This is a genomic window from uncultured Pontibacter sp. (assembly GCF_947492645.1).
Lineage (GTDB): Bacteria > Bacteroidota > Bacteroidia > Cytophagales > Hymenobacteraceae > Pontibacter.
Genome location: NZ_CANLMZ010000008.1, coordinates 253,482 through 273,524, shown reverse-complemented (window position 1 = coordinate 273,524; position 20,043 = coordinate 253,482). Strand labels below are relative to the sequence as shown.

The 20,043-nt window shown below is 46.1% G+C and carries 16 protein-coding genes; 4 read left to right on the top strand and 12 right to left on the bottom strand.

Translation table 11 applies throughout. The features are described from left to right. Window positions 1–299 precede the first annotated feature (299 nt). A complete protein-coding gene (locus tag Q1A23_RS11650; RefSeq protein ID WP_299823539.1) occupies window positions 300–755 on the bottom strand; it encodes a YhcH/YjgK/YiaL family protein in 456 nt (151 codons plus the stop codon). 148 nt (window positions 756–903) lie between these two features. Between Q1A23_RS11650 and Q1A23_RS11645 the strand changes: the two genes are divergently transcribed. Continuing rightward, window positions 904–3,303, top strand: coding sequence for a Smr/MutS family protein (locus Q1A23_RS11645; RefSeq protein WP_299823536.1), 2,400 nt, complete (start codon window positions 904–906; stop codon window positions 3,301–3,303). Between the two features lie 90 nt (window positions 3,304–3,393). On the opposite strand, the gene Q1A23_RS11640 is transcribed toward Q1A23_RS11645, so the two are convergent. The 3 genes from Q1A23_RS11640 to Q1A23_RS11630 form a co-directional block, all read right to left on the bottom strand. Continuing rightward, on the bottom strand, window positions 3,394–3,834 hold the full coding sequence (locus Q1A23_RS11640) for a DUF5004 domain-containing protein (protein WP_299823533.1): 441 nt from the start codon (window positions 3,832–3,834) through the stop codon (window positions 3,394–3,396). 86 nt (window positions 3,835–3,920) lie between these two features. Further along, window positions 3,921–4,937 (bottom strand): UDP-N-acetylmuramate dehydrogenase, encoded by a 1,017-nt coding sequence (gene murB, locus Q1A23_RS11635; protein ID WP_299823530.1) that lies wholly within the window; start codon window positions 4,935–4,937, stop codon window positions 3,921–3,923. A 223-nt stretch (window positions 4,938–5,160) separates the two neighbouring features. Further along, window positions 5,161–6,921: a sodium:solute symporter family protein gene (locus Q1A23_RS11630; RefSeq protein WP_299823527.1), complete on the bottom strand. Its 1,761-nt coding sequence runs from the start codon at window positions 6,919–6,921 to the stop codon at window positions 5,161–5,163. Window positions 6,922–7,219: 298 nt separating this feature from the next. Here Q1A23_RS11630 and Q1A23_RS11625 point away from each other — a divergent pair, with 298 nt between their 5' ends. After that, window positions 7,220–8,398 (top strand): THUMP domain-containing protein, encoded by a 1,179-nt coding sequence (locus Q1A23_RS11625; RefSeq protein ID WP_299823524.1) that lies wholly within the window; start codon window positions 7,220–7,222, stop codon window positions 8,396–8,398. A gap of 336 nt (window positions 8,399–8,734) precedes the next feature. On the opposite strand, the gene Q1A23_RS11620 is transcribed toward Q1A23_RS11625, so the two are convergent. The 8 genes from Q1A23_RS11620 to Q1A23_RS11585 form a co-directional block, all read right to left on the bottom strand. Further along, the gene (locus Q1A23_RS11620; RefSeq protein WP_299823521.1) at window positions 8,735–9,577 is read right to left on the bottom strand and encodes a 1,4-dihydroxy-2-naphthoyl-CoA synthase; all 843 of its coding nucleotides are present in this window, start codon (window positions 9,575–9,577) and stop codon (window positions 8,735–8,737) included. A 403-nt stretch (window positions 9,578–9,980) separates the two neighbouring features. Beyond that, window positions 9,981–10,364, bottom strand: coding sequence for a DUF3037 domain-containing protein (locus Q1A23_RS11615; protein WP_299823518.1), 384 nt, complete (start codon window positions 10,362–10,364; stop codon window positions 9,981–9,983). Beyond that, complete coding sequence (locus Q1A23_RS11610; protein WP_299823515.1) at window positions 10,354–11,142, bottom strand: HipA family kinase; 789 nt, start codon at window positions 11,140–11,142, stop codon at window positions 10,354–10,356. The genes Q1A23_RS11615 and Q1A23_RS11610 overlap by 11 nt, the downstream gene beginning before the upstream one ends. 181 nt (window positions 11,143–11,323) lie before the next feature. After that, complete coding sequence (locus tag Q1A23_RS11605) at window positions 11,324–11,665, bottom strand: zinc ribbon domain-containing protein YjdM (protein ID WP_299823513.1); 342 nt, start codon at window positions 11,663–11,665, stop codon at window positions 11,324–11,326. Between the two features lie 206 nt (window positions 11,666–11,871). After that, window positions 11,872–12,663 carry a hypothetical protein gene (locus Q1A23_RS11600; protein ID WP_299823510.1) on the bottom strand — a complete coding sequence of 264 codons (792 nt, stop codon included), beginning with the start codon at window positions 12,661–12,663 and terminating at the stop codon, window positions 11,872–11,874. A gap of 228 nt (window positions 12,664–12,891) precedes the next feature. Further along, window positions 12,892–14,196: a UDP-N-acetylglucosamine 1-carboxyvinyltransferase gene (gene murA / locus Q1A23_RS11595; RefSeq protein ID WP_299823507.1), complete on the bottom strand. Its 1,305-nt coding sequence runs from the start codon at window positions 14,194–14,196 to the stop codon at window positions 12,892–12,894. Between the two features lie 5 nt (window positions 14,197–14,201). After that, on the bottom strand, window positions 14,202–14,870 hold the full coding sequence (locus Q1A23_RS11590) for a DUF4290 domain-containing protein (RefSeq protein ID WP_299823504.1): 669 nt from the start codon (window positions 14,868–14,870) through the stop codon (window positions 14,202–14,204). 148 nt (window positions 14,871–15,018) lie between these two features. Continuing rightward, complete coding sequence (locus Q1A23_RS11585; protein WP_299823501.1) at window positions 15,019–17,271, bottom strand: UvrD-helicase domain-containing protein; 2,253 nt, start codon at window positions 17,269–17,271, stop codon at window positions 15,019–15,021. 281 nt (window positions 17,272–17,552) lie between these two features. On the opposite strand from Q1A23_RS11585, the gene Q1A23_RS11580 reads away from it, so the two are divergent. Both Q1A23_RS11580 and Q1A23_RS11575 read left to right on the top strand, forming a co-directional pair. Then, entirely contained in the window at window positions 17,553–19,247 is a 1,695-nt protein-coding gene (locus Q1A23_RS11580) for an ankyrin repeat domain-containing protein (RefSeq protein WP_299823499.1), read from the top strand. Between the two features lie 188 nt (window positions 19,248–19,435). Then, window positions 19,436–20,014: a DUF3109 family protein gene (locus tag Q1A23_RS11575; protein ID WP_299823497.1), complete on the top strand. Its 579-nt coding sequence runs from the start codon at window positions 19,436–19,438 to the stop codon at window positions 20,012–20,014. Window positions 20,015–20,043 lie beyond the last annotated feature (29 nt).

Below are 20,043 nucleotides of genomic sequence, written 5' to 3'. Positions count from 1 at the left end.
AAAAGAAGAATGGCCTTACGAGATGCTTTATCAATTTTACTCCTTACATGCTACTTGCAGCTGCTATAACCGGAATCATAACTGCTACCTGTAATAGCTCTTCGTTTCCGTGCCACTTGCCGGGCAAATACCCCGCTGCTGATAAGGAATATTTGAATTTCGTTCAGAATCAATAATCTCCATATTATATATTCCGCAAGATTCGCATTTTTTCATTTTTCAACTACTGTATAACCCACATAAACATACGCTTTATCGTTGAAATCAACAGATAAGCGTAATCTTGCAAGCGAGTATACTTATCTTGCCACAGCAATTTTAAGCACTACCTTACGTACTATATTCTCACCGGTAACCATGGCAGCGTGAGCGTCATCGGGGTAGAAGATGGTGAAAGAGCCAGTTGGGACGTCAAACCAGGAGCTGGTTTTATCAGGGAAAAAAGCGGCGTCCCGTTCTGCATTGTAAGGGTCATTGGGAGCATCACACTTTGCCAGGTCTTTCCAGCCCATTCTGTCTGTGCCGGAAACCACATACTGTATGTCGATGTACTTGCGGTGCACTTCCAGTTTATACTCCTGCTCGGTTACGCCCGCGGCCTCTGATACAATAGCGAATAGATTTTTCCCATCAATTTCGTGCACGCCGGTTGACGCAGTTGCCAGGTTGGTGTCGCGCAGGTATGAAAAAGCTTTTTCGAACAAGGGGTGCAACGCGTAATAGCGTTGTGCGTTAGCGAGTTTATCAAGAACCATGGTGGAAAAGTTAAGTGTTAAAAGTGATGCGGATATTTTTTGTCCTTTGTCACAATCTTTTGTCAAAACAAGTGTATTCGAAACGAACAAAACACCTGCTTTTACTTGTTATTAAATGCTAAATTTGCCTTAAATTAAGAGATAAACATTGATCTATCCAGATAATTTCGAAATAAAAATTGGATTTGCGCAGGTTCGCGAGATGCTTTCTGACCTGTGCCTTAGCCCGCTGGGGCGCCAGTTTGTAAACCGCATGCAATTCCTGAACCGCCACGACCTGGTGGAACGACTACTACAGCAAACTGAAGAGTTTAAACAATTGCTGGAGTCTGATGCAGAAATACCCTTACAGCATTACTTCGACGTTAATGCTTACCTCGATCGGGCAACCTTGGAAGGAGCCTATTTAGATGTAGTGCATTTCTTCGAGATTAAAATGTCGCTGCGTACCATCCGCGGCTCGCAGCGCTTTATATCCAGCGCCGAAGAAGGAAAGTATGAGGCCTTGAAAGCCCTGGGTGCCAACGTAACTGTAGAGCGCTCCTTAATCGCTGCTCTTGATAAAGTAGTTGACGACGCCGGAGCCGTGCGCGACGATGCCACACCGGAACTGCAGCGCCTGAAGCGCGATCTTATTGCGCAGCAGTCTGTGCTTCGCAAGCAAATACAGTCTATACTTCGGCATGCTAAAAACGAAGGTTGGACACCATCTGACGTAGAGCCAACTATTCGCGGAGGCCGTTTGGTGATACCAGTTATTGCAGAGTATAAACGCCGCATCAAAGGCCTGATTCATGATGAGTCGGCTACAGGACAAACAGTATACATTGAGCCGGAGTCTATCTTTGAACTCAACAACGACATAAAGGACCTGGAAAATGCTTACCACCGGGAACTGGTGCGCATACTTGTTGGGCTTACAAATACGCTGCGCCACCACATACCAGAGCTGCGCAAGGCTTACCAGTACCTGGGCCTGCTGGATTTTATACGTGCTAAGGCTGCCTTTGCACGCCGTGTAGATGCTACAAAGCCAAGCTTGCAGAAGTACCCGCACATCAACTGGAAAAAGGCTATACACCCGCTGCTGTTCCTGGCACATCGCCAATTGGGCAAGCCAACCGTACCCATGGACCTGGAGCTTAACCGCGACCAGCGCATCCTGCTTATTTCGGGGCCAAACGCCGGTGGTAAATCGGTGAGCTTAAAAACAGTTGGCTTGTTGCAGTACATGGTGCAATGTGGTATGCTGATTACGGTAGAGGATGGCTCGGAGGCGGGCATCTTCCACGATATTTTTATCGACATTGGGGATGAGCAGTCTATAGAAAATGACCTGAGTACCTATAGCTCGCACCTTACCAACATGCGCAAGTTTGTGACAGTAGCCGATCATAAAAGTTTGATACTGATAGACGAATTTGGCACAGGTACAGAGCCTGTACTTGGAGGTGCCATTGCAGAAGCCGTTTTGCAGACGCTTACCAACAGCAGGGTATACGGTGTGATAACCACGCACTATACCAACCTGAAAAACTTTGCCGAGAAAACGCCGGGCATTATAAACGGCGCCATGCGCTACGACCATAAGAACCTGCAACCGCTTTATCAGTTAGAGATAGGCAAGCCAGGCTCCTCGTTCGCGATAGAGATTGCACGTAAAATTGGACTGCCAAAAGAGATCGTAGATAAAGCCAGCAGCCTGGTGGGTAAAGACAAGATACGCTACGACAGGTTGCTGGAAGAACTCGAAACAGAGAAGCAGGAGCTGGAGAAGAAGGTAATGGAGGCCACCAAACTGGAATTGAAGCTGAAGCGCAACGTGAAAGAGTATACCGACCTGAAGAACTACCTCGAGGAGAGCAAGCAGGATATTATGCGCGAAGCCAAGGGCAAAGCCAAGTTGCTCCTCAGAGATGCCAACCAGAAAATCGAATCTACGATACAGCAGATAAAGCAGAGCCAGGCCGAGAAAGAGCAGACCAAGGAAGCACGGCGTGAACTGGAAACCTTTGCCAACGAGCAGGTGCGGAAAGATGACCCTAAGCCTTTGCATAAACGTGTTGCCAACGCAAGTATAAAAGAGGGCGACAATGTTTCCCTGGTGGGTCAGGACTCTATTGGCCAGGTGGTAAGTATAAAAGGGAAAACCGCCGAGGTAATGTTTGGTGGCCTGAAAACCATTGTAAAGGTTGATAACCTGGAGAAAATTGAAGGCCAGGTAGCTAAACAAAAGAAAGCCACAGAAACCAAAGCGGAACAAGGCTATACCCGCGGCATGAACATTACACAACGTATGGCTGATTTTGGCTCAACGCTTGACATCAGAGGAGAGTATGCCGAAGATGCGCTTAACAAGGTGATGAACTTTACTGACGAGGCGATCATGCTGGGCATACCAGAGATAAAGATTGTGCATGGCCGTGGTAATGGTATACTGCGCCAGGTAGTACGTGATTACTTATACTCTGTGCCGGAAGTTGCCAGCGTAGCTAACGAGGCCGAAGAGCGTGGTGGTAACGGTGCTACTTTGGCTGTACTAAAGTAAAACCGGATAAGCTAACTATAGTATAAAACAGCGGAGGCTCCTGAACCAGGAGCCTCCGCTGTTTTATTTTGTACTTTGTTATAGTTCAAGCTACTTTATAAACCGTACCTCCGCATCAAACATTACCCCCTGAAACGGGAGCTGCGACGTAAGATATAACTTATCCTCAGTAAGCTCTTTTACATCAACTTCACCTAAAAGCTCGAATGTAAGTTTGGTTTCGTCGTTGTTAAAGCTCCAGTTGCCCGATTGCGTTTGCTCACCAAGGCTTGATGTAAAGGAAGCATCGTAGGTGCCATCGCGGTCAAACTTGATGCGGGCTGTTTTTATCTGGCCTATCTGCCCGGTTATCTCCGGCCTGTTAGATACATCAATGCCTGCTGCCAATACCTGGTCGCCGCGCCACTCATGCGCTACTAATAAATCGGTTTTTGTTATTGGCTTCGGGTCGTCGTTGTCGTCGCTGCAGCTGCTAAAAAAGGCAAGGGTTACTAGTGCAAAAAATAAAGTATAAATTTCTCTTCTTATCATGGCTTCAGATTTTAATTATCTTGTATATCGCAGCCTTGTGAATAAAGTTGAGCCAATATGCTATGTTTTTATACTTTTAACTTAATCTAAATTATGTTCACTTCCGGGTGCAATTTAATCCCGAATTTATCTTCTACAGAAGCAATAATATCGTAGGCTAGTTGGCGCAATTGCTCGCCTTTTGCACCGCCATAGTTTACAAGTACCAATGCCTGGTTTTTATGAACGCCATACTTATCCAGCACTTTGCCCTTCCAGCCGCATTGCTCAATCAGCCAGCCAGCTGGTACTTTAACTGTAGTCGCAGAAACAGGATAGGAGGGAACATCCGGGAACTGCGCCTTCAGGCGCTCGAACTGTGCCAGAGGTATTTCAGGGTTTTTAAAGAAGCTGCCGGCATTGCCAATCTCTTTCGGGTTTGGCAGCTTTGTGCTGCGAATGTGGCAAACAGCTGCGCTCACATCATGTATAGTTGGCTGCTGCACCTGCATTTCCTGCAAAGTGGTTTGGATGGCCCCGTAGCTGGTGTTTAGTTTGTGTTGCTTGTGTAGCTTAAACGTTACTGCTGTTACAATATACTGCCCTTTCAGCTTGTTCTTGAAAATGCTTTCGCGGTAACCAAACTGGCAGGTGTTGTTGTCAAATTGATGGATTTTGCCGGTTGATAACTCAACTGCTTCCAGCTCATGGAAAACGTCTTTCAGTTCTACGCCATACGCCCCGATGTTCTGCAAAGGCGCAGCACCCACCGAGCCCGGTATAAGCGACAGATTTTCTATACCGCCCAGGTTGTGCTGCAACGTATAAAGTACAAACTCATGCCATACTTCGCCGCTGCCAGCCTTTAAGTATACATGCTGTTCATCTTCGCGCACCACTTCAATGCCTTTAATCTCGTTTCGGAGCACTACACCTTCAAAATCCTTTGTGAAAAGCACGTTGCTGCCGCCGCCTAAAATAAGCTTCTCTTCCTGCTGCACTTCCGGCATCCGCAGCAATTGCTGTAACTCTTGCACGGTGCCAAAACGCACAAATAATTTTGCCTTTACATCAATGCCAAAGGTGTTATAAGCTTTAAGAGAATAGTCGGACTCTAGTTTCATAAGCGGTAAATTTATAAGCAAAGGTAAGGATTGGAGTCAGAAAGTTAAAAAGTTTGAACGTTTGGGAGCTAGAAGGCCGCAACATATTAGCGTATGTGTTTTACACCTTACCATAAGTATAAGTATAACATGATACTTGAGCGTGGTATAAAGTATAAAGGCGCAAACTAGTTTGCGCCTTTATACTTTATTTCCTCTATAAGCCACCTGCTTTAATTCGCCATTAGTCTTCGAAGAAGTTGATGCGCTTAGAAGTATAAACCATGGTAAATCCGGCTACTAAAGCAAAAACCAGCCACATGGCAAAACGGGTATAGTTCTGGAAAATAAAATCGCCGATAAGGAACAGGGTAGAGTATACCATTACTGCTGCCGATATCCAGCCAATAAGCAAATGGAACACCTTTGTTTTAGGTTTGGGCAAGCCAAGCGATTTACGGACAGGAGCCCAGGCACCGTCGGGCTGAATTTTCTCGTAGAAAGCCTGCAGCTTGGCCATTGGCGTAGCGCGGGTTAAAAAAGTGGCGGCTATCCAGGCTATACTTGTAAAGCCAACCGTCAGGAAGAAGCTGTTAGGGAATTCCAGGCCAAGTACATACTTAGCCACGCCATAACCTAAGAAAGGTGCGATAGTAGCCACAATCTCGCTCCAGGCATTAATGCGCCACCAGTACCACCTAAGTATGAGTACCAGCCCCAAACCTGCACCAGCCTCCATAATAAAGGTCCAAACGGCAGAGATAGACGTAATTTGCGTGGTTACTGCCAGCGACACGACCATCAGAATAACTGTTGTGATGCGCGATGCCGTTACCAGCTGCTTCTGGCTTGCTTCTTTGTTGATGAAGCGGCCGTAAAAGTCGTTGATGATGTAACTGGCACCCCAGTTAAGCTGTGTAGAGATGGTACTCATGTAAGCAGCAAAGAAGGCAACCAGCAGCAAACCCTTTAAGCCGGCAGGCAGGAAGTCTTTCATCGCCATAACGTAGCCTAGCTTTTTATCGGCAGCAGACAGGTCAGGGTATAAAACCACCGCGCAAAGTGCCACGATAATCCATGGCCAAGGGCGGATGCAATAGTGCCCAATCTGGAAGAACAAGGTTGCGTAAAGGGCATGCTTCTCGTTTTTGGTACTCATCATACGCTGGGCAATGTAACCGCCGCCGCCAGGCTCGTTACCCGGATACCAGCTGGCCCACCATTGTACCGTAGTAAACGCCAGGAATGCGCCCAGCGATAAAGTAAGCGATTTGGCCACTCCCGAGGCCGTGGCCTCTCCGGTACCTATACTTGGGAAGTAATCCAGAGACCAGCTTGGCAATTGCTCTTTTAAGCCAGAGATGCCGCCAATTTTTTCGGAGGTAACTACCAGGTAGGCAAGTATAATACATCCGGCCATGGCTATCACGAACTGCACTACGTCTGTAATGGCAACTCCCAGTAAACCAGACAGCGACGAATAAACCACTACCACTACCATGGCGATGCCAACGTAAAACAGCTGCTCAGATTTGGGTACTTCAAAAAAGACCTCAATGATGGACATCAAGGCTACGTTTACCCAGCCGATGATAAGGCTGTTCATGAAAATGCCCAGGTATACTGCCCGGAAGCCCCTCAGGAAAGAAGCAGGCTTGCCAGTATAACGCATCTCTATAAACTCGAGGTCGGTGATGATGCCGGCACGGCGCCAAAGCTTTGCAAAGAAAAAAGTGGTAAGTAAGCCTCCCAGCAGCATGTTCCACCAGAGCCAGTTGCCGGATATACCACTTTGGGCAACAAGTTCTGTAACGGCAAGCGGCGTGTCGGCGGCAAAAGTAGTGGCAACCATTGAGGTACCGGCCACCCACCAGGTTAAGTTTCGGCCTCCTAAAAAGTAATTGGCCATACTACCGCTGGCCTTACCAGTATAACTTATGCCAATACCTAAAATCAAGATGCCGAAAACGGCTATTACAATCCAATCGATTATGTCGAGGTGCATGAGGGGTATTTAAAAAAGTGAAAGATGCCTGTTTATGCCGGTTTTTAACAAAGAGCCTGCATTAAAGAGCGTAAATTAAGAAAAGCAGATACAAGTTAAAAGCTAAAAGTTAAGAGTTATAAGTATGAGGCTTTAAAGCATACATTTTTGTAAGGTGATGCCAATTAGATAGCTGTGTGATAAGGTTTGTGCTGGTGTTCTCCTTTAGAGATCATCCTACAATTGCAACTCTTCACGCATAACTTTTAACTCTTAACTATTAAAGCGCTATTTTTGTACTCAGAATAAAGTATAAAGTATGGCAAAGCAGAATCCGAACGGTAATTTCAATATCATAGTCACCACACTCTCTGGTTTTGAGGAAGTATTGGCAGAAGAACTCCGTGCCCTGGACATGGAATACATAAAGGTAGGAAACCGTGCCGTAACCTGCTCAGGTAACCTGCGCCAGCTGTACGAAGCCAATATGTGGTGCCGCACCGCCATTCGCGTGCTAAAACCCATCCGCAACTTTAAGGCCCGCGATGAAAAAGACCTATACGAGCAGGTGCAGAAAATCAGGTGGGCCGATTATTTTGACCTGGAGCAGACTTTTGCCATTGATGCCGTGGTTAGCCATTCTACTTTTGAGCACTCGCTTTTTGTAGCACAACTCACGAAGGATGCCATTGTAGATCAGTTCAGGAAAGCAACCGGTGAGCGCCCTTCTGTAGATAGGGTACGGCCTGATATGCGCATTAACCTGCACATGCACGAGAACATGGTGACGCTGTCGCTGGACTCATCCGGCGATTCGCTGCACCGCCGTGGTTACCGCCTGCAAACCAACGTTGCGCCGCTAAACGAAGTACTGGCTGCCGGTATTATCGCACTAACGGGCTGGGACAAAAAGTCTACCTTTATAGATCCGATGTGTGGCTCTGGTACATTTTTGATAGAGGCAGCCATGATGGCCCAGAACATTGCCCCCGGCCTTTACCGCCGCGACGCCTTCGGCTTTGAAAAATGGAAAGACTATAACGGGAAATTGTTCGAGATGGTATGGAACACAGCAGAGGCCAAGCACAAAGAAGCTCCACAAGCCCCTATACTGGGCTACGACATTGATGCAGACTACGTGGAGGCAGCTTTAAATAATATAGAAAATGCCGGCCTGCAGCATGTTATTAAGGTAGAAGAAGCGGATTTCTTTAAAACGACTGCTCCTGCCGATCAAGGGGTACTGGTAATGAACCCGCCTTATAACGAGCGTATACAGTCCGATGATATCAACCTGCTTTACAAAAATATAGGCGACACGTTAAAGAATAGCTACCAGGGCTTCGATGCCTTTGTATTTACCGGAAACCTGGAAGCAGCTAAAAGTGTAGGACTGCGCGCTTCCCGCCGCACGCCACTTTACAATGGCCCTATAGACTGCCGCCTGCTAAAGTATGAGTTATATCGTGGCTCACGCAGAAGCGGGGGAGAGGAGTAGCCTTAGCCGGTTCCAACCATCCCTAACCCCTCAGAGTTCTGCTCGCTAGTTTCTAACTCTCGTTTTCACTAGTCTAAGGCGGGGAATTCTGCTTACTGCTTCTTCTGCTATCATTTTAGAGGCTTTTTCTTTTTGTCATCCAGAAAGGATATTAGTGGATGGGAGTTTGTAGGAAGCTACAGAGCTTATACTTAAGCTAGCGCAATGACAGCTTTTCCTTCTTGGGAGAGTAGAAAAGGCAGGCTCCACATCTTGCATTCTAGAGAGTATAAAGTATAAAACAAAGGCCTGCTACATGTGCTGCAGCAGGCCTTTGTTTTATACTTTATACTTCTGTTACGAAATCCAGGGTATATCCTTAAAGTTTGGCTTGCGCTTCTCCAGGAAAGCGTTTCTGCCTTCTTTGGCTTCTTCGGTCATGTAGGCAAGGCGGGTGGCTTCGCCGGCAAATACCTGTTGGCCTACCATGCCATCGTCAGTTGCGTTAAAAGCGAACTTGAGCATCTTAATAGAAGTCGGTGACTTTGCCAGTATTTCCTGTGCCCAATCGTAGGCAGTATCTTCTAACTCATCGTGTGGAATCACAGCGTTTACCATGCCCATGTCATAAGCCTCCTGTGCCGAGTAGTTTCTACCCAGGAAGAAGATCTCTCGGGCACGTTTTTGACCTACCATTTTAGCCAGGTAAGCAGAGCCATAGCCACCATCGAAGCTGGTAACATCAGCATCAGTCTGTTTAAAGATTGCGTGCTCTTTGCTGGCAAGTGTCAGGTCGCAAACTACATGCAAGCTGTGTCCGCCGCCTACTGCCCAGCCTGGTACTACGGCTATCACCACCTTTGGCATAAAGCGGATCAGGCGCTGTACTTCCAGTATGTTCAGGCGAGGTATACCAGACTCATCTACATACCCCTGAAACCCTCGTGCGTTCTGGTCGCCGCCACTACAGAAAGAGTACACGCCATCTTTTGTAGATGGGCCTTCCGCAGATAGCAATACTACGCCAATAGAAGTGTCTTCGCGGGCATCCAGAAACGCATCAAAAAGCTCAAATACAGTTTTAGGCCTGAACGCGTTGCGTACGTTAGGTCGGTTAAAAGCGATTCGGGCAACGCCGTCTGCTTTTTTATAGGTTATATCCTCGTATTCCTTAACGGTTTTCCAATTTGCTTTGCTCATAACTTTATATTTGATGCAATTTAGCCTTTTCTGTGCTTTGCCTCAAATGGATTTTAGTTTAAGGTTGCAGCGGTAGGTCCGGCACCATCATAATTAGAACTTGAATATCGTAATGAACATGATTACCTGCAGCACCGGCCAACCACCCCTGGCCCCACAGAACTCTGCTCGCTAGTTTCAAACTCTCGTTTTTACTAGTCCAAGGCAGGGAATTTTACCTACTGATTACAGTTCCGTCACCATAGTTTAAGTTATTACTTTTTGTCATCCTGAAAGGATCTTGGTAAAAAGGAGATTAAGCAGAAGCCACTTAGCCTATACTTAAGCTAAAGTAATAGCAGAATTCCCCGCCTTAAACAAGGAGGGGTTAGGGGTGGTTGGACCCGGCGCTGCAAAAAAGAGATCAAAGTACCAATTGGCGGTGTAAGTGATCCAGCATTTCCTGCGCATTGGTGCAGAGGCCAGGGTGCACAGCCGAAGTTTGTACGATGGTGCTGCGTGCAGCCGTCAGCCATCTGAACCGCTCCGAGATAGACATTTGCCCAATCGGACCGCCTTCTGAGCGGCCCTTGCAGATGCGCTCAAACGCCTGCAGCCTTTCCTGTAGCTCTGCTACATCCAGCTCCTTACAAAAAGCCTGTAGCCGTTCTTCGTTCAGGTTATATACAGTTTGCAGAAAGCCAAGGCCACGGCAGTAAAGTATAACGCCAACATTCATGAACTCCTCACGCTCTACCCGAGGCACTACGCGTATCACAGCGTACTCAAATAAGTGCTTATCTTGCATCCTGCGCCCCTTTCACGAATATCTCTGAATTAGCAACTCTGTTCTCTAAAAAGGAGGCATAGGCTTGCCTGTGTTCGTCGGCAGAAGCAAACGGAGAGTCACCGCCTGTCAACCACTCATCCGGGATTAGTGCTACAATAGCCTGAATGCGTTCTGGGGTAAGTATAGCTTTAAACGCTGTATTCACAGCTTCCAGCTCTGTGGCTTTTGGCAGTAACACATGGTCCTTTATCTGTGAGAAGGGGCGTTTTGCCTGCTCTTTCCAGTTGTCCCAGTTGTGGTGGAAGTATAAGGAGGCACCATGGTCAATCAGCCATAGCTCTTTCTTCCACATCAGCATATTGGTATTGCGGGGCGTACGGTCTACGTTCATAATCAGGCCATCAAGCCATACTATTTGCGAGGCAAGTTTGGCATCTACGCTGTTAACTAAAGCATCAAATGTGATAGCTTTGGAAAGATAATGAAGCGCCAGGTTAAGGCCTTCGCTGGCACGTAGCAGGTCTTGTATCTCTTCGTCGGGCTCGGTGCGGCCGAAGGCTTCATCCAAGTTTACAAAAACAATTTCGGGCACCCTGAAGCCAAGCAGGCGGGCAATTTCGCCGGAGATAAGCTCTGCAATCAAAGCTTTGATGCCCTGGCCGGCGCCTCTGAATTTTAGGACGTACAGAAACTCGTCGTCGGCCTCTACTATGGCTGGAAGCGAACCGCCCTCGCGTAAAGGCGTAACGTACCGTGTTACATCTACGGTCCTGAGTTCGGGGGAAGTATATTTCATAAATAGGTAATACGGAATTTGCCCTAATTGGCGCTAAGGTATAGGGTGTAGAAGGTAAACTACAATACTTCTATGTTTGCTTCGCATGAGGTTGTTTTAAGTACTTTCCTTTTTATCTTCACCTTGCCGTTATTGCCACATACCCGCTGTTGTTAAAAGGCTTTAATGCGTTAAAAGTTTTTTATGCTTTTCTCACAAACTCCGACTTGAGGGCCATGGAACCGAAGCCATCGATTTTGCAGTCAATGTTATGGTCTCCATCCGTTAATCGGATGTTTTTTACTTTTGTGCCTGCCTTAACTGGTTTTGGAGCGCCTTTTACAGGTAAATCTTTGACTACAACAACAGAGTCTCCATCCTGAAGCTGATTCCCGTTAGCATCTATTACTTTCAGCCCTGCCTCTTCTTCAACTTCATTTGGGTTCCATTCGTTTCCACATTCAGGGCAAGCGTAGGTATTTTCATCCATTGCGTAACCGTAAGGCGAACTACATTTTGGGCATTGTTTCATTTCTTCTGACATAGTGCTGTTGTATTTTATTTTTCGTTTTGAGAGTGTGCTAACGGATCGGGGCTTTATAAAGTGGCAGCAGAGTAGCACAAAGCTTTCGTCCTGATCCAAAGTTATTTAAATGCATTACTGTTTGATTAAGCACCTTACCCGCCGTTTCGTTTAAGCCCTTATTAAGCGATCGTGTTACTTACGCCACGAAGCTGTTTCTTTGCATATTAGCTCAATTCTTTATTTGTAAACTGAATTGTGCCTGGTCTGATTGTGTTAATATACGCTTTCACATCGGCTGTGTATTTGTCTAAGTCAGCTTTGATAATTTGCACATAAACTTGGATGTGATTTTCTTTCTTGCCGTCCTTCATTGTTTTCAAATGTATCAGGTCGCATCTTAGATTATTCAACTTATTAATGCTGATGTATAGATTTTGATTTGTTGTTGCAAAATCTAACTGTGTAATATGCTTAACTACATCTTTAAATTTTTCTGAAAAGTTTAGCCGCTCAACTTCTTCTTTTGATAGGTGCTTGGTAATTTTTTGTCCATGTTCCTTAACAACTTTTGGATAAGAGTAACTTGTGTCGGGAACAATACTATTAATAAATGCTTCTAATGTTGAGTGAAGCATGATGATGCAAGAAATACGATACTGCAAAAAGGAATTAAACTTGTTATCGGCAAGCAACACACATTGAAGATTAGGGTCTTCTTTCTGCTTTTTAATTTCTTCTAAAATTCTGTTGTTTTTAACAAGGAAGGTGTAAGCAATGCCAAAGTAAATGTCAATAGGGCTTGGAGTAATGCCAATAAAAATTCGGTTGTCAAGAGAGAAAGAAAGCCCAGAAATTAAATGTCCGAATTCATCCCGAAGATAAGCTAAGTTAAAGTCCTTGTCTTTTACAAGGTCAATCATTTCAGATGTCGGTGTTCCTGTTGCATTGTCTAACACATTGAGAACATCTTGCGAAACTTTTATTGCTTTATCTGGCTTAATTAAAACTTTGTCCATGGTTTTTCTATTGTTTTTTGCAGGCAATATGATGTAACACGGTCGCCTAAGCATGACACATAACTAGCAGCTAAACGAAAACCTACGCTTTTCTGCACTTACATGTAGTTGTAAAACTTCCTTTAAACTTACCAATTCCTCAAATATAGTATTTTTAGTTAGCAACCATAAGCAAAAAGAGCACCCTTAGCAGGTGCTCTTTCATATCAGCAAGTATGATTTTATACTTTAGATTCGTCTGATTTGTGCTCCGATGGCGTTCAAGCGGCCGTCAATGTTTTGGTAGCCGCGGTCTATCTGCTCAATGTTGTCGATGATGCTGGTGCCTTCGGCAGAGATTGCTGCGATAAGCAGGGCAACGCCGGCACGAATATCAGGCGAAGACATACGAATACCGCGTAAAGGCATTTGGTTGTTCAGGCCGATAACAGTAGCGCGGTGCGGGTCGCAGAGTATAATCTGGGCACCCATGTCTATCAGCTTGTCCACAAAGAACAGGCGGCTTTCGAACATTTTCTGGTGTACCAGTACCGTGCCTTTTGCCTGCGTAGCCACTACCAGCGCTACACTTAGCAAATCTGGTGTTAGGCCTGGCCAGGTGTGGTCGGCAATGTTAAGTATACTGCCATCAATGTATGTTTCTACCTGATAGTTTTCCTGTGCCGGTATATGTATATCATCTCCGCGGAACTCCATCTTAATGCCCAGGCTCTTAAATGTATCCGGTATCAGGCCAAGCTGTTCAATCTGGCAATCCTTAATCGTGATTTCAGAACCTGTCATGGCGGCAAGGCCGATAAACGAACCGATCTCGATCATATCCGGAAGCATGCGGTGTTCTGTACCGCCAAGCTTCTCGACTCCCTCAATTACCAATAAGTTAGAACCTACACCGCTTATTTTAGCACCCATGCGGTTAAGCATGCGGCTTAGCTGCTGTACATAGGGCTCGCAGGCTGCATTGTAAATGGTGGTAGTTCCTTCGGCGAGTACGGCAGCCATTAATATGTTGGCTGTACCCGTTACAGATGCTTCATCTAAAAGCATGTAAGCACCTTTCAGTCGGTCAGCATGTACGCCGTAAAAGCTTTCTTCGGAGCTATACTCAAATGTAGCGCCCAGTTTCTCAAAGCCGATAAAGTGAGTGTCTAGCCTGCGGCGGCCAATCTTATCGCCACCCGGTTTTGGCATCTTGGCTTTGCCAAAGCGTGCCAGCATCGGGCCAACAATCATAACCGAGCCACGTATGGCACGGCCTTGCTCCACAAATGCTTCTGTGTCCAGGTAATCCAGGTTCACATCATCTGCCTGAAAAATACACGTATCCGGAGCGGTGCGTTCTACTTTTACACCCAGGCCTTGCAGCAGCTCGATCAGTTTATTTACATCCCGGATATCAGGGATATTTGAGATGGTAACAGGTTCGGAGGTAAGCAATACGGCGCACAAAATCTGAAGTGCTTCGTTTTTTGCGCCCTGTGGGTAAATATCGCCTTTTAGCTTAGTACCGCCTTTTACTTCGAATGAAGCCATTTATACTATTTATTTCTTTGATTTGAGGAGGTTCTTTGGTTTTTGCGGCCGCGGTTATCGCCGCCACGGTTTTGCTGCTGGCTGCGCTGTTGGTTATCCTGCTGCTGCCTGCCGCCGCCAACCGACTCGAACAGGTTGTTGCTCTCGATATAACGCAGGTCCATGTTCAGTTTGCCCTTTGATAGCTGGCGGATATCGTTCAGTATAACATCGTCTGTTATGCTGTCTTTGTTATACGACCGGTAAAGGGTTTTCATGAGTTTACCGATAGAGACAATGGCAGCTTCGCGTTCTTTCTCGTCCTGCAGCTCTGTTGCCTTCTCGATCAGCAGCTCCACGTTGGTGCCGTAGTGCTTAAAAGCAGGCGTTTCTGTGGCATACTCCATGCGCTGTGGCTTGTCGTTCAGGTACTCCATCGCGCTAAGCGGGTAAGGTGCATCCACATCAAGCGTAGACCCTGACATCACAAACAAGTGGTTCCAAAGCTTTTGCTGGTAGTCCTGTGTGTCGCGCAGCTGCGGGTTTAGCTTGGCCATCAGGTTTATGAGTAACTGCGACAGGCGCGTGCGTTCCGAACGGTCTTCTACTTTTGAAATGTAATTTACCAGATCCTGCACATTGCGGCCATACTCGCGTAGCAAAAGGTCTTGTTTAAATGAGGTACTCGCTTCCATTATATCTTGTGTAAAGAGTCAAAATTAGAAATATATATGCACTATATGCAATGATGAATTAATAATTACGGATTATGAATGAGAAGTTATAGAAATATAATGCTTTAGACTAATTCCGTCTAATTAATTCATCATTCTCACATCCTAATTACTCGTGAATGCGCAGCTTGGCAAAGCTTAGCAACAGGGTTTTTTCGCCAACCTCATCAAAGTTGATAATGGCTTTAACGCTATTGCCTTGTGTGTCCATTTTAGCTACCACGCCAAAACCGAATTTAGGGTGCTCTACTTTCATACCTGCAGCCAGGTTAGAGGTATCGCTTGGCTTAAAATCAGCGGATGGTGTGTAGGCTGTGGCTACCTGCTTTCGGGCTGGTGGCTGCACTAAGCTACTAATACTGCTTTTGCGCTGCAATACCCTGTCAAAAACATTGCCTCCGCTGCCCGCACCTGTATCGCCATACTTAAAGTTAATGTACTTTGGATCAATCTCGTCAAGAAAGCGACTCTTTTCGCAGGCCCTTAGGTTACCCCACTGGTAACGGCTGGTGGCGTAGGTTAAGTATAGCTTTTTCTCGGCACGGGTAATGGCCACATAAAACAAGCGGCGCTCTTCCTCCAAATCGGCACGCGAGTTCAGCATCATCTGGCTCGGGAAGAGGTTTTCTTCCATACCCACAATAAATACGTTCTTAAACTCAAGCCCTTTGGCCGAGTGAATGGTCATCAGGGTGACAAACTCACCGTCATCATCGGCTTTGGTGTCAGCATCTGTAATCAGGGCAATGTCCTGCAGGAAAGCGTCCAGGCTCTTATCCTCCTTCTCCGGATCATCTACATATTCTTTGATACCGTTCAGGAGCTCTTGTATGTTTTCGTAGCGGGCCAGGCCTTCCACGGTTTTATCCTGGTACAGGTCATCTACTATGCCGGAGTGTTTGGCTATGTGTTTGGCTACTTCAAAGGCATCTACGTTCTGGGCAATGCGGGCAAAGTCCTTTATCATGATCGAGAAGTTCTCGATGGCTGTGCCCACACGGTTGCCTAAGAACTGGCCGGCGTTCTGCACTACTTCCCATACGCTGTGGTTTATATCGTTGGCAGTTACAAAAAGTTTTTGCTCGGTAGTTTCGCCAATGCCCCGTTTCGGGTAGTTTATTACACGGCGTAGCGCCTGCTCATCGTTCGGGTTTACCGTCAGGCGCAGGTAAGCTATCAGGTCTTTAATTTCTTTGCGCTGATAAAACGAAAGGCCACCAATGATTTTATACTTGATGTTCATCCGGCGCAGGGCTTCTTCCATGGCCCTGGATTGTGCGTTGGTGCGGTAAAGTATGGCAAAATCGTCGTAGGAGAGGTGGTTGTTCATTTTCTCTTCGAAAATGGTCGTGGCCACCAGTTTACCCTCTTCGTTATCCGAGTTAGCCTTTATCACCTCGATGAGTGGGCCTTGCTCGTTATCGGTAAAAACATCTTTACGCAGTTGTGCCGTATTGTTTTTGATAACCGAGTTAGCTGCGTTTACAATGTTTTTGGTAGAGCGGTAGTTCTGCTCCAACTTAAATACCTGCAGCTCCGGGTAGTCGCGCTCAAAGTTAAGTATGTTCTGTATATCAGCACCCCTAAAGGCGTAGATAGACTGTGCATCATCGCCTACAACCACTATATTTCTATTCTGAGCCGCCAGTTTACGCGTGATTAGGTACTGCGAGTAGTTTGTATCCTGGTACTCATCCACCATCACAAACTTAAAGATGTTCTGGTACTTGTTCAGCGCATCCGGGTGGTCTTTAAAGAGCACGTTGGTGTTAAACAGCAGATCGTCGAAGTCCATGGCGCCTGCTTTAAAGCAGCGGTTCTGATAGGTTTCGTAAATCTTGCCGATCTTAGGGCGCATGGCAGCCTCATCATCTGCCTGAATAACAGCATCGTTGAGGTACTGTTTAACAGAAATAAGTTTATTTTTAGCAGAAGAAATACGGCCCAGCACCACATTTGGCTTGTACAACTTATCGTCCAGGTTCATCTCCTTCACAATATTGCGAATAAGTGTTCTGGAGTCGTCTGTATCGTAAATGGTAAAGCTTTTCGGGTAGCCAATTTTCTCAGCCTCGGCGCGTAGTATGCGCGAGAACACCGAGTGGAACGTGCCCATCCAGATATTCTTGGCCTCGTTGCCAATTACTTTCTCAATCCGGTGGCGCATTTCTTTGGCTGCCTTGTTGGTAAAGGTAAGGGCAAGTATGTTAAACGGATCTACACCCAGGCTAATCAGGTGGGCGATCCGGTAAGTTAAAACTCTTGTTTTTCCAGAGCCAGCGCCCGCTATAATCATGGCCGGACCTTCGGTGTGAAGTACCGCCGCGCGTTGCGACTCATTTAATAAGCTGATATAATCCATTTCTTCTCTTCCGCGTGCGTCTTAAAATCTATGCAAGTTACAAATTACAAATCCTTTTTCTGAACCGACCCTAAATTTTTGGCATGGCTAATGCTACAGCTCTGGGTGGAAAGATGCTATAAGATGAACAGGAAGTACTTCTAAAGCGTTTAGTTTACAGGCACAAATAGATAAAAACATTGCTTTTTGCCTGATTTTTGATTTAAAGTACAGATAACTGTAGTTTTGCAGTTGAGTAAACTGAATTTAATTCGCTTGATTTGAAACATAAGACCCTTAAAATGACAAGCAAGCAGCTAGTTAAACTGATGTTGGCAGTCATGTTTATACTTGCCGGCAACGGAAGTATGGCCCAAAGTAAGGCGCCACAGAAATCGGCACCCGCCAAGGCTAAGGCAACAGCCTCAGCAGCGAAAAAGCCGTCACCCAACATAGGCACTCCTAAAACCACAACTGCTAAACCAACCACCGTTGCAAAGCAAACTGATAGTAAAGCTGCAACCGCCGCTCCGGCTCCTTCCATCAAGAAAGTATGGCGCACCTCGGCTATGGACTCAGCCATGGCATTTTATACTACGCTGCAGTACCCGCAGGCTTATATTAAGTTTAAAGAGGCTGTTGCTGAAGGTGATAACGATGCTTTATACTTTATCGGGCGTATGCACCAGTACCGTGAATTAAAGTATGATTCAGTTCAGATTGATACCTTAAAGCAAATTCAGAATGCTGAGAAATACTTTTCTGCAAACAAAGACTCTGCTCAGTTTTACTACCAGCGTGCCATCGATGAGGGAAGCCTGCTAGGACATTTAGGATTAGCCGAGCAAACTATACTTAGAACCCAGGAAGACAAACAGCGCTTTATACAGCACATGCGCACCGCTGCGATTGAGATCCGTGAGAAAGCCGTAGAAGGAGATGCTTTTGCCAATCGCATTTTGGGTAGCATGTACTATACTGGTTTTGGAGAATTAAAGGACCACAGCCTTGCTTTTAATTACCTGAGCCGTGCCGCTGCAGCCAACGATGTAGTAGCTTATACCTCACTAGCCAACCTGTACCTAAATGGTGAAGGGGTGAAGAAAGACAATGAAAAAGCTTTTTACTGGCTTAAGAAAGGGGTAGAGGCCGATGAACGCGAAGCACTTTATACGTTAGGTCTACTTTATGAAGAAGGTACATTAGGAGAGGTTAAAACAGAGGAGGCGCGAAAGCTGTATCGTAAAGCTATCTCGAAAGGTAGCGTTAGTGCTTACGAGCAATTATTGTACATAAACCAGACACCTGACCAAAAAGTAGTTATTGCCGCCATCAACCGCGATCCGGAAATGCTGAAACGTGCCTTGGCTGCCGGAGGAGATGCAAACACGCTTGCAGTACCCGATGATTTTGGAGTGGAGTCTAGTGGCCGTTCTCCCCTTATGCATACTGTTTATGTACCCATGCTACTAGAGGATTATGGCGTAATCTACGAGCCTGAGGTGCGCTTGCAAACTGTAAGCATACTACTTAAGAATAAGGCTGATATAAACGCGCAGGACGAGGACGGCAAAACTGCTTTGCACTATGTGGTTAGCAGTTCCAGGGTTCGCTCAGAGTTATACGAGCAGGAGCAGGTTGATTTACTGGACACGCTTTTGCACCGTGGCGCTAACCCTAACTTAAAAGATAAAGACGGCAATACAGTTCTAGCCCAGGCACTACAGGCTACAATTGGCCAACATATCGGTATAATGGAGCTTGGTAAGCTATTGGAGGCCGGTGCAGATCCTAATATCCAGAACAACGAAGCCAAAACACCGCTTATGCTTGCCTGCGAAATGGATGCAAACTTTGAAATTATACTTGCCTTGCTGCAAGCCGGTGCCGACGCAAAAGCAAAAGACAGTACAGGGAAAGCCGCCATTGATTACACAAAACACGAAAATGTACAGAATATACTGATGGCTGCCGGTTCTCCAGAAAAACAGAATTAAGTATAAACTTGCCATATACTTAAGCCCTCTCCAACAGGAGAGGGCTTTTTTTGTTTATTCATACTGTGAGCAGCTAAACCTGCCCTCTTAAGCGTGGAGTCTGCTGTTGCTGTTTCTCAACTCACCCACCTTCGCCCCGGAAATAAACTAATTTCTCCTTACCTTTGTCTCCCTAATAAATACCACCCATGATAGTTCTTCAGAATACCGTTATCAGCGACGACATCCGCGACCAGTTTTTTGTTTGTAACCTTGAGAAGTGCAAAGGCGCCTGCTGTGTAGAAGGCGATTTAGGAGCACCTTTAGAGGAAAGCGAACTGGCAATACTGGAGCAGAGCTATGAGCAGATAAAGCCATACATGACTGGAGCCGGTAAACAAGCTGTAGAGGAGCAGGGGCTATACATCAAGGATTGGGAAGACGATTACTCTACACCAACCATCAACAACAGGGAGTGCGCTTACGCCATTTACGATGAGGACAAGACATTGAAGTGCGCCATAGAGCAAGCTTATTATGATGGTAAGATTAGCTGGAAAAAGCCGATATCCTGCCATTTATACCCTATCAGAGTAACAAAGTATGATGACTTTGAAGCATTGAACTATGACCGTTGGGGTATTTGCAGCGCTGCCTGCAGCTTTGGCCAGGACCTGGGAGTTAGGGTGTATCAGTTTCTGAAAGAACCGCTTATACGCAAGTATGGCGAAGGCTGGTACGGCGAACTGGAGCAGCTGATGCAGGAGGAAGAAAAGCAAAAGGTTTAAAAAGTATACTACTGAGTATAAAAGCGAAG

Excerpts from the sequence above, each read along its gene's own strand:
- Q1A23_RS11650 (WP_299823539.1), bottom strand. The coding sequence starts at position 755 with ATGGTTCTTGATAAACTCGCTAACGCACAACGCTATTACGCGTTGCAC.
- Q1A23_RS11640 (WP_299823533.1), bottom strand. The coding sequence starts at position 3,834 with ATGATAAGAAGAGAAATTTATACTTTATTTTTTGCACTAGTAACCCTT.
- murB (WP_299823530.1), bottom strand. The coding sequence starts at position 4,937 with ATGAAACTAGAGTCCGACTATTCTCTTAAAGCTTATAACACCTTTGGC.
- Q1A23_RS11630 (WP_299823527.1), bottom strand. The coding sequence starts at position 6,921 with ATGCACCTCGACATAATCGATTGGATTGTAATAGCCGTTTTCGGCATC.
- Q1A23_RS11625 (WP_299823524.1), top strand. The coding sequence starts at position 7,220 with ATGGCAAAGCAGAATCCGAACGGTAATTTCAATATCATAGTCACCACA.
- Q1A23_RS11620 (WP_299823521.1), bottom strand. The coding sequence starts at position 9,577 with ATGAGCAAAGCAAATTGGAAAACCGTTAAGGAATACGAGGATATAACC.
- Q1A23_RS11615 (WP_299823518.1), bottom strand. The coding sequence starts at position 10,364 with ATGCAAGATAAGCACTTATTTGAGTACGCTGTGATACGCGTAGTGCCT.
- Q1A23_RS11610 (WP_299823515.1), bottom strand. The coding sequence starts at position 11,142 with ATGAAATATACTTCCCCCGAACTCAGGACCGTAGATGTAACACGGTAC.
- Q1A23_RS11605 (WP_299823513.1), bottom strand. The coding sequence starts at position 11,665 with ATGTCAGAAGAAATGAAACAATGCCCAAAATGTAGTTCGCCTTACGGT.
- Q1A23_RS11600 (WP_299823510.1), bottom strand. The coding sequence starts at position 12,663 with ATGGACAAAGTTTTAATTAAGCCAGATAAAGCAATAAAAGTTTCGCAA.
- murA (WP_299823507.1), bottom strand. The coding sequence starts at position 14,196 with ATGGCTTCATTCGAAGTAAAAGGCGGTACTAAGCTAAAAGGCGATATT.
- Q1A23_RS11590 (WP_299823504.1), bottom strand. The coding sequence starts at position 14,870 with ATGGAAGCGAGTACCTCATTTAAACAAGACCTTTTGCTACGCGAGTAT.
- Q1A23_RS11585 (WP_299823501.1), bottom strand. The coding sequence starts at position 17,271 with ATGGATTATATCAGCTTATTAAATGAGTCGCAACGCGCGGCGGTACTT.
- Q1A23_RS11580 (WP_299823499.1), top strand. The coding sequence starts at position 17,553 with ATGACAAGCAAGCAGCTAGTTAAACTGATGTTGGCAGTCATGTTTATA.
- Q1A23_RS11575 (WP_299823497.1), top strand. The coding sequence starts at position 19,436 with ATGATAGTTCTTCAGAATACCGTTATCAGCGACGACATCCGCGACCAG.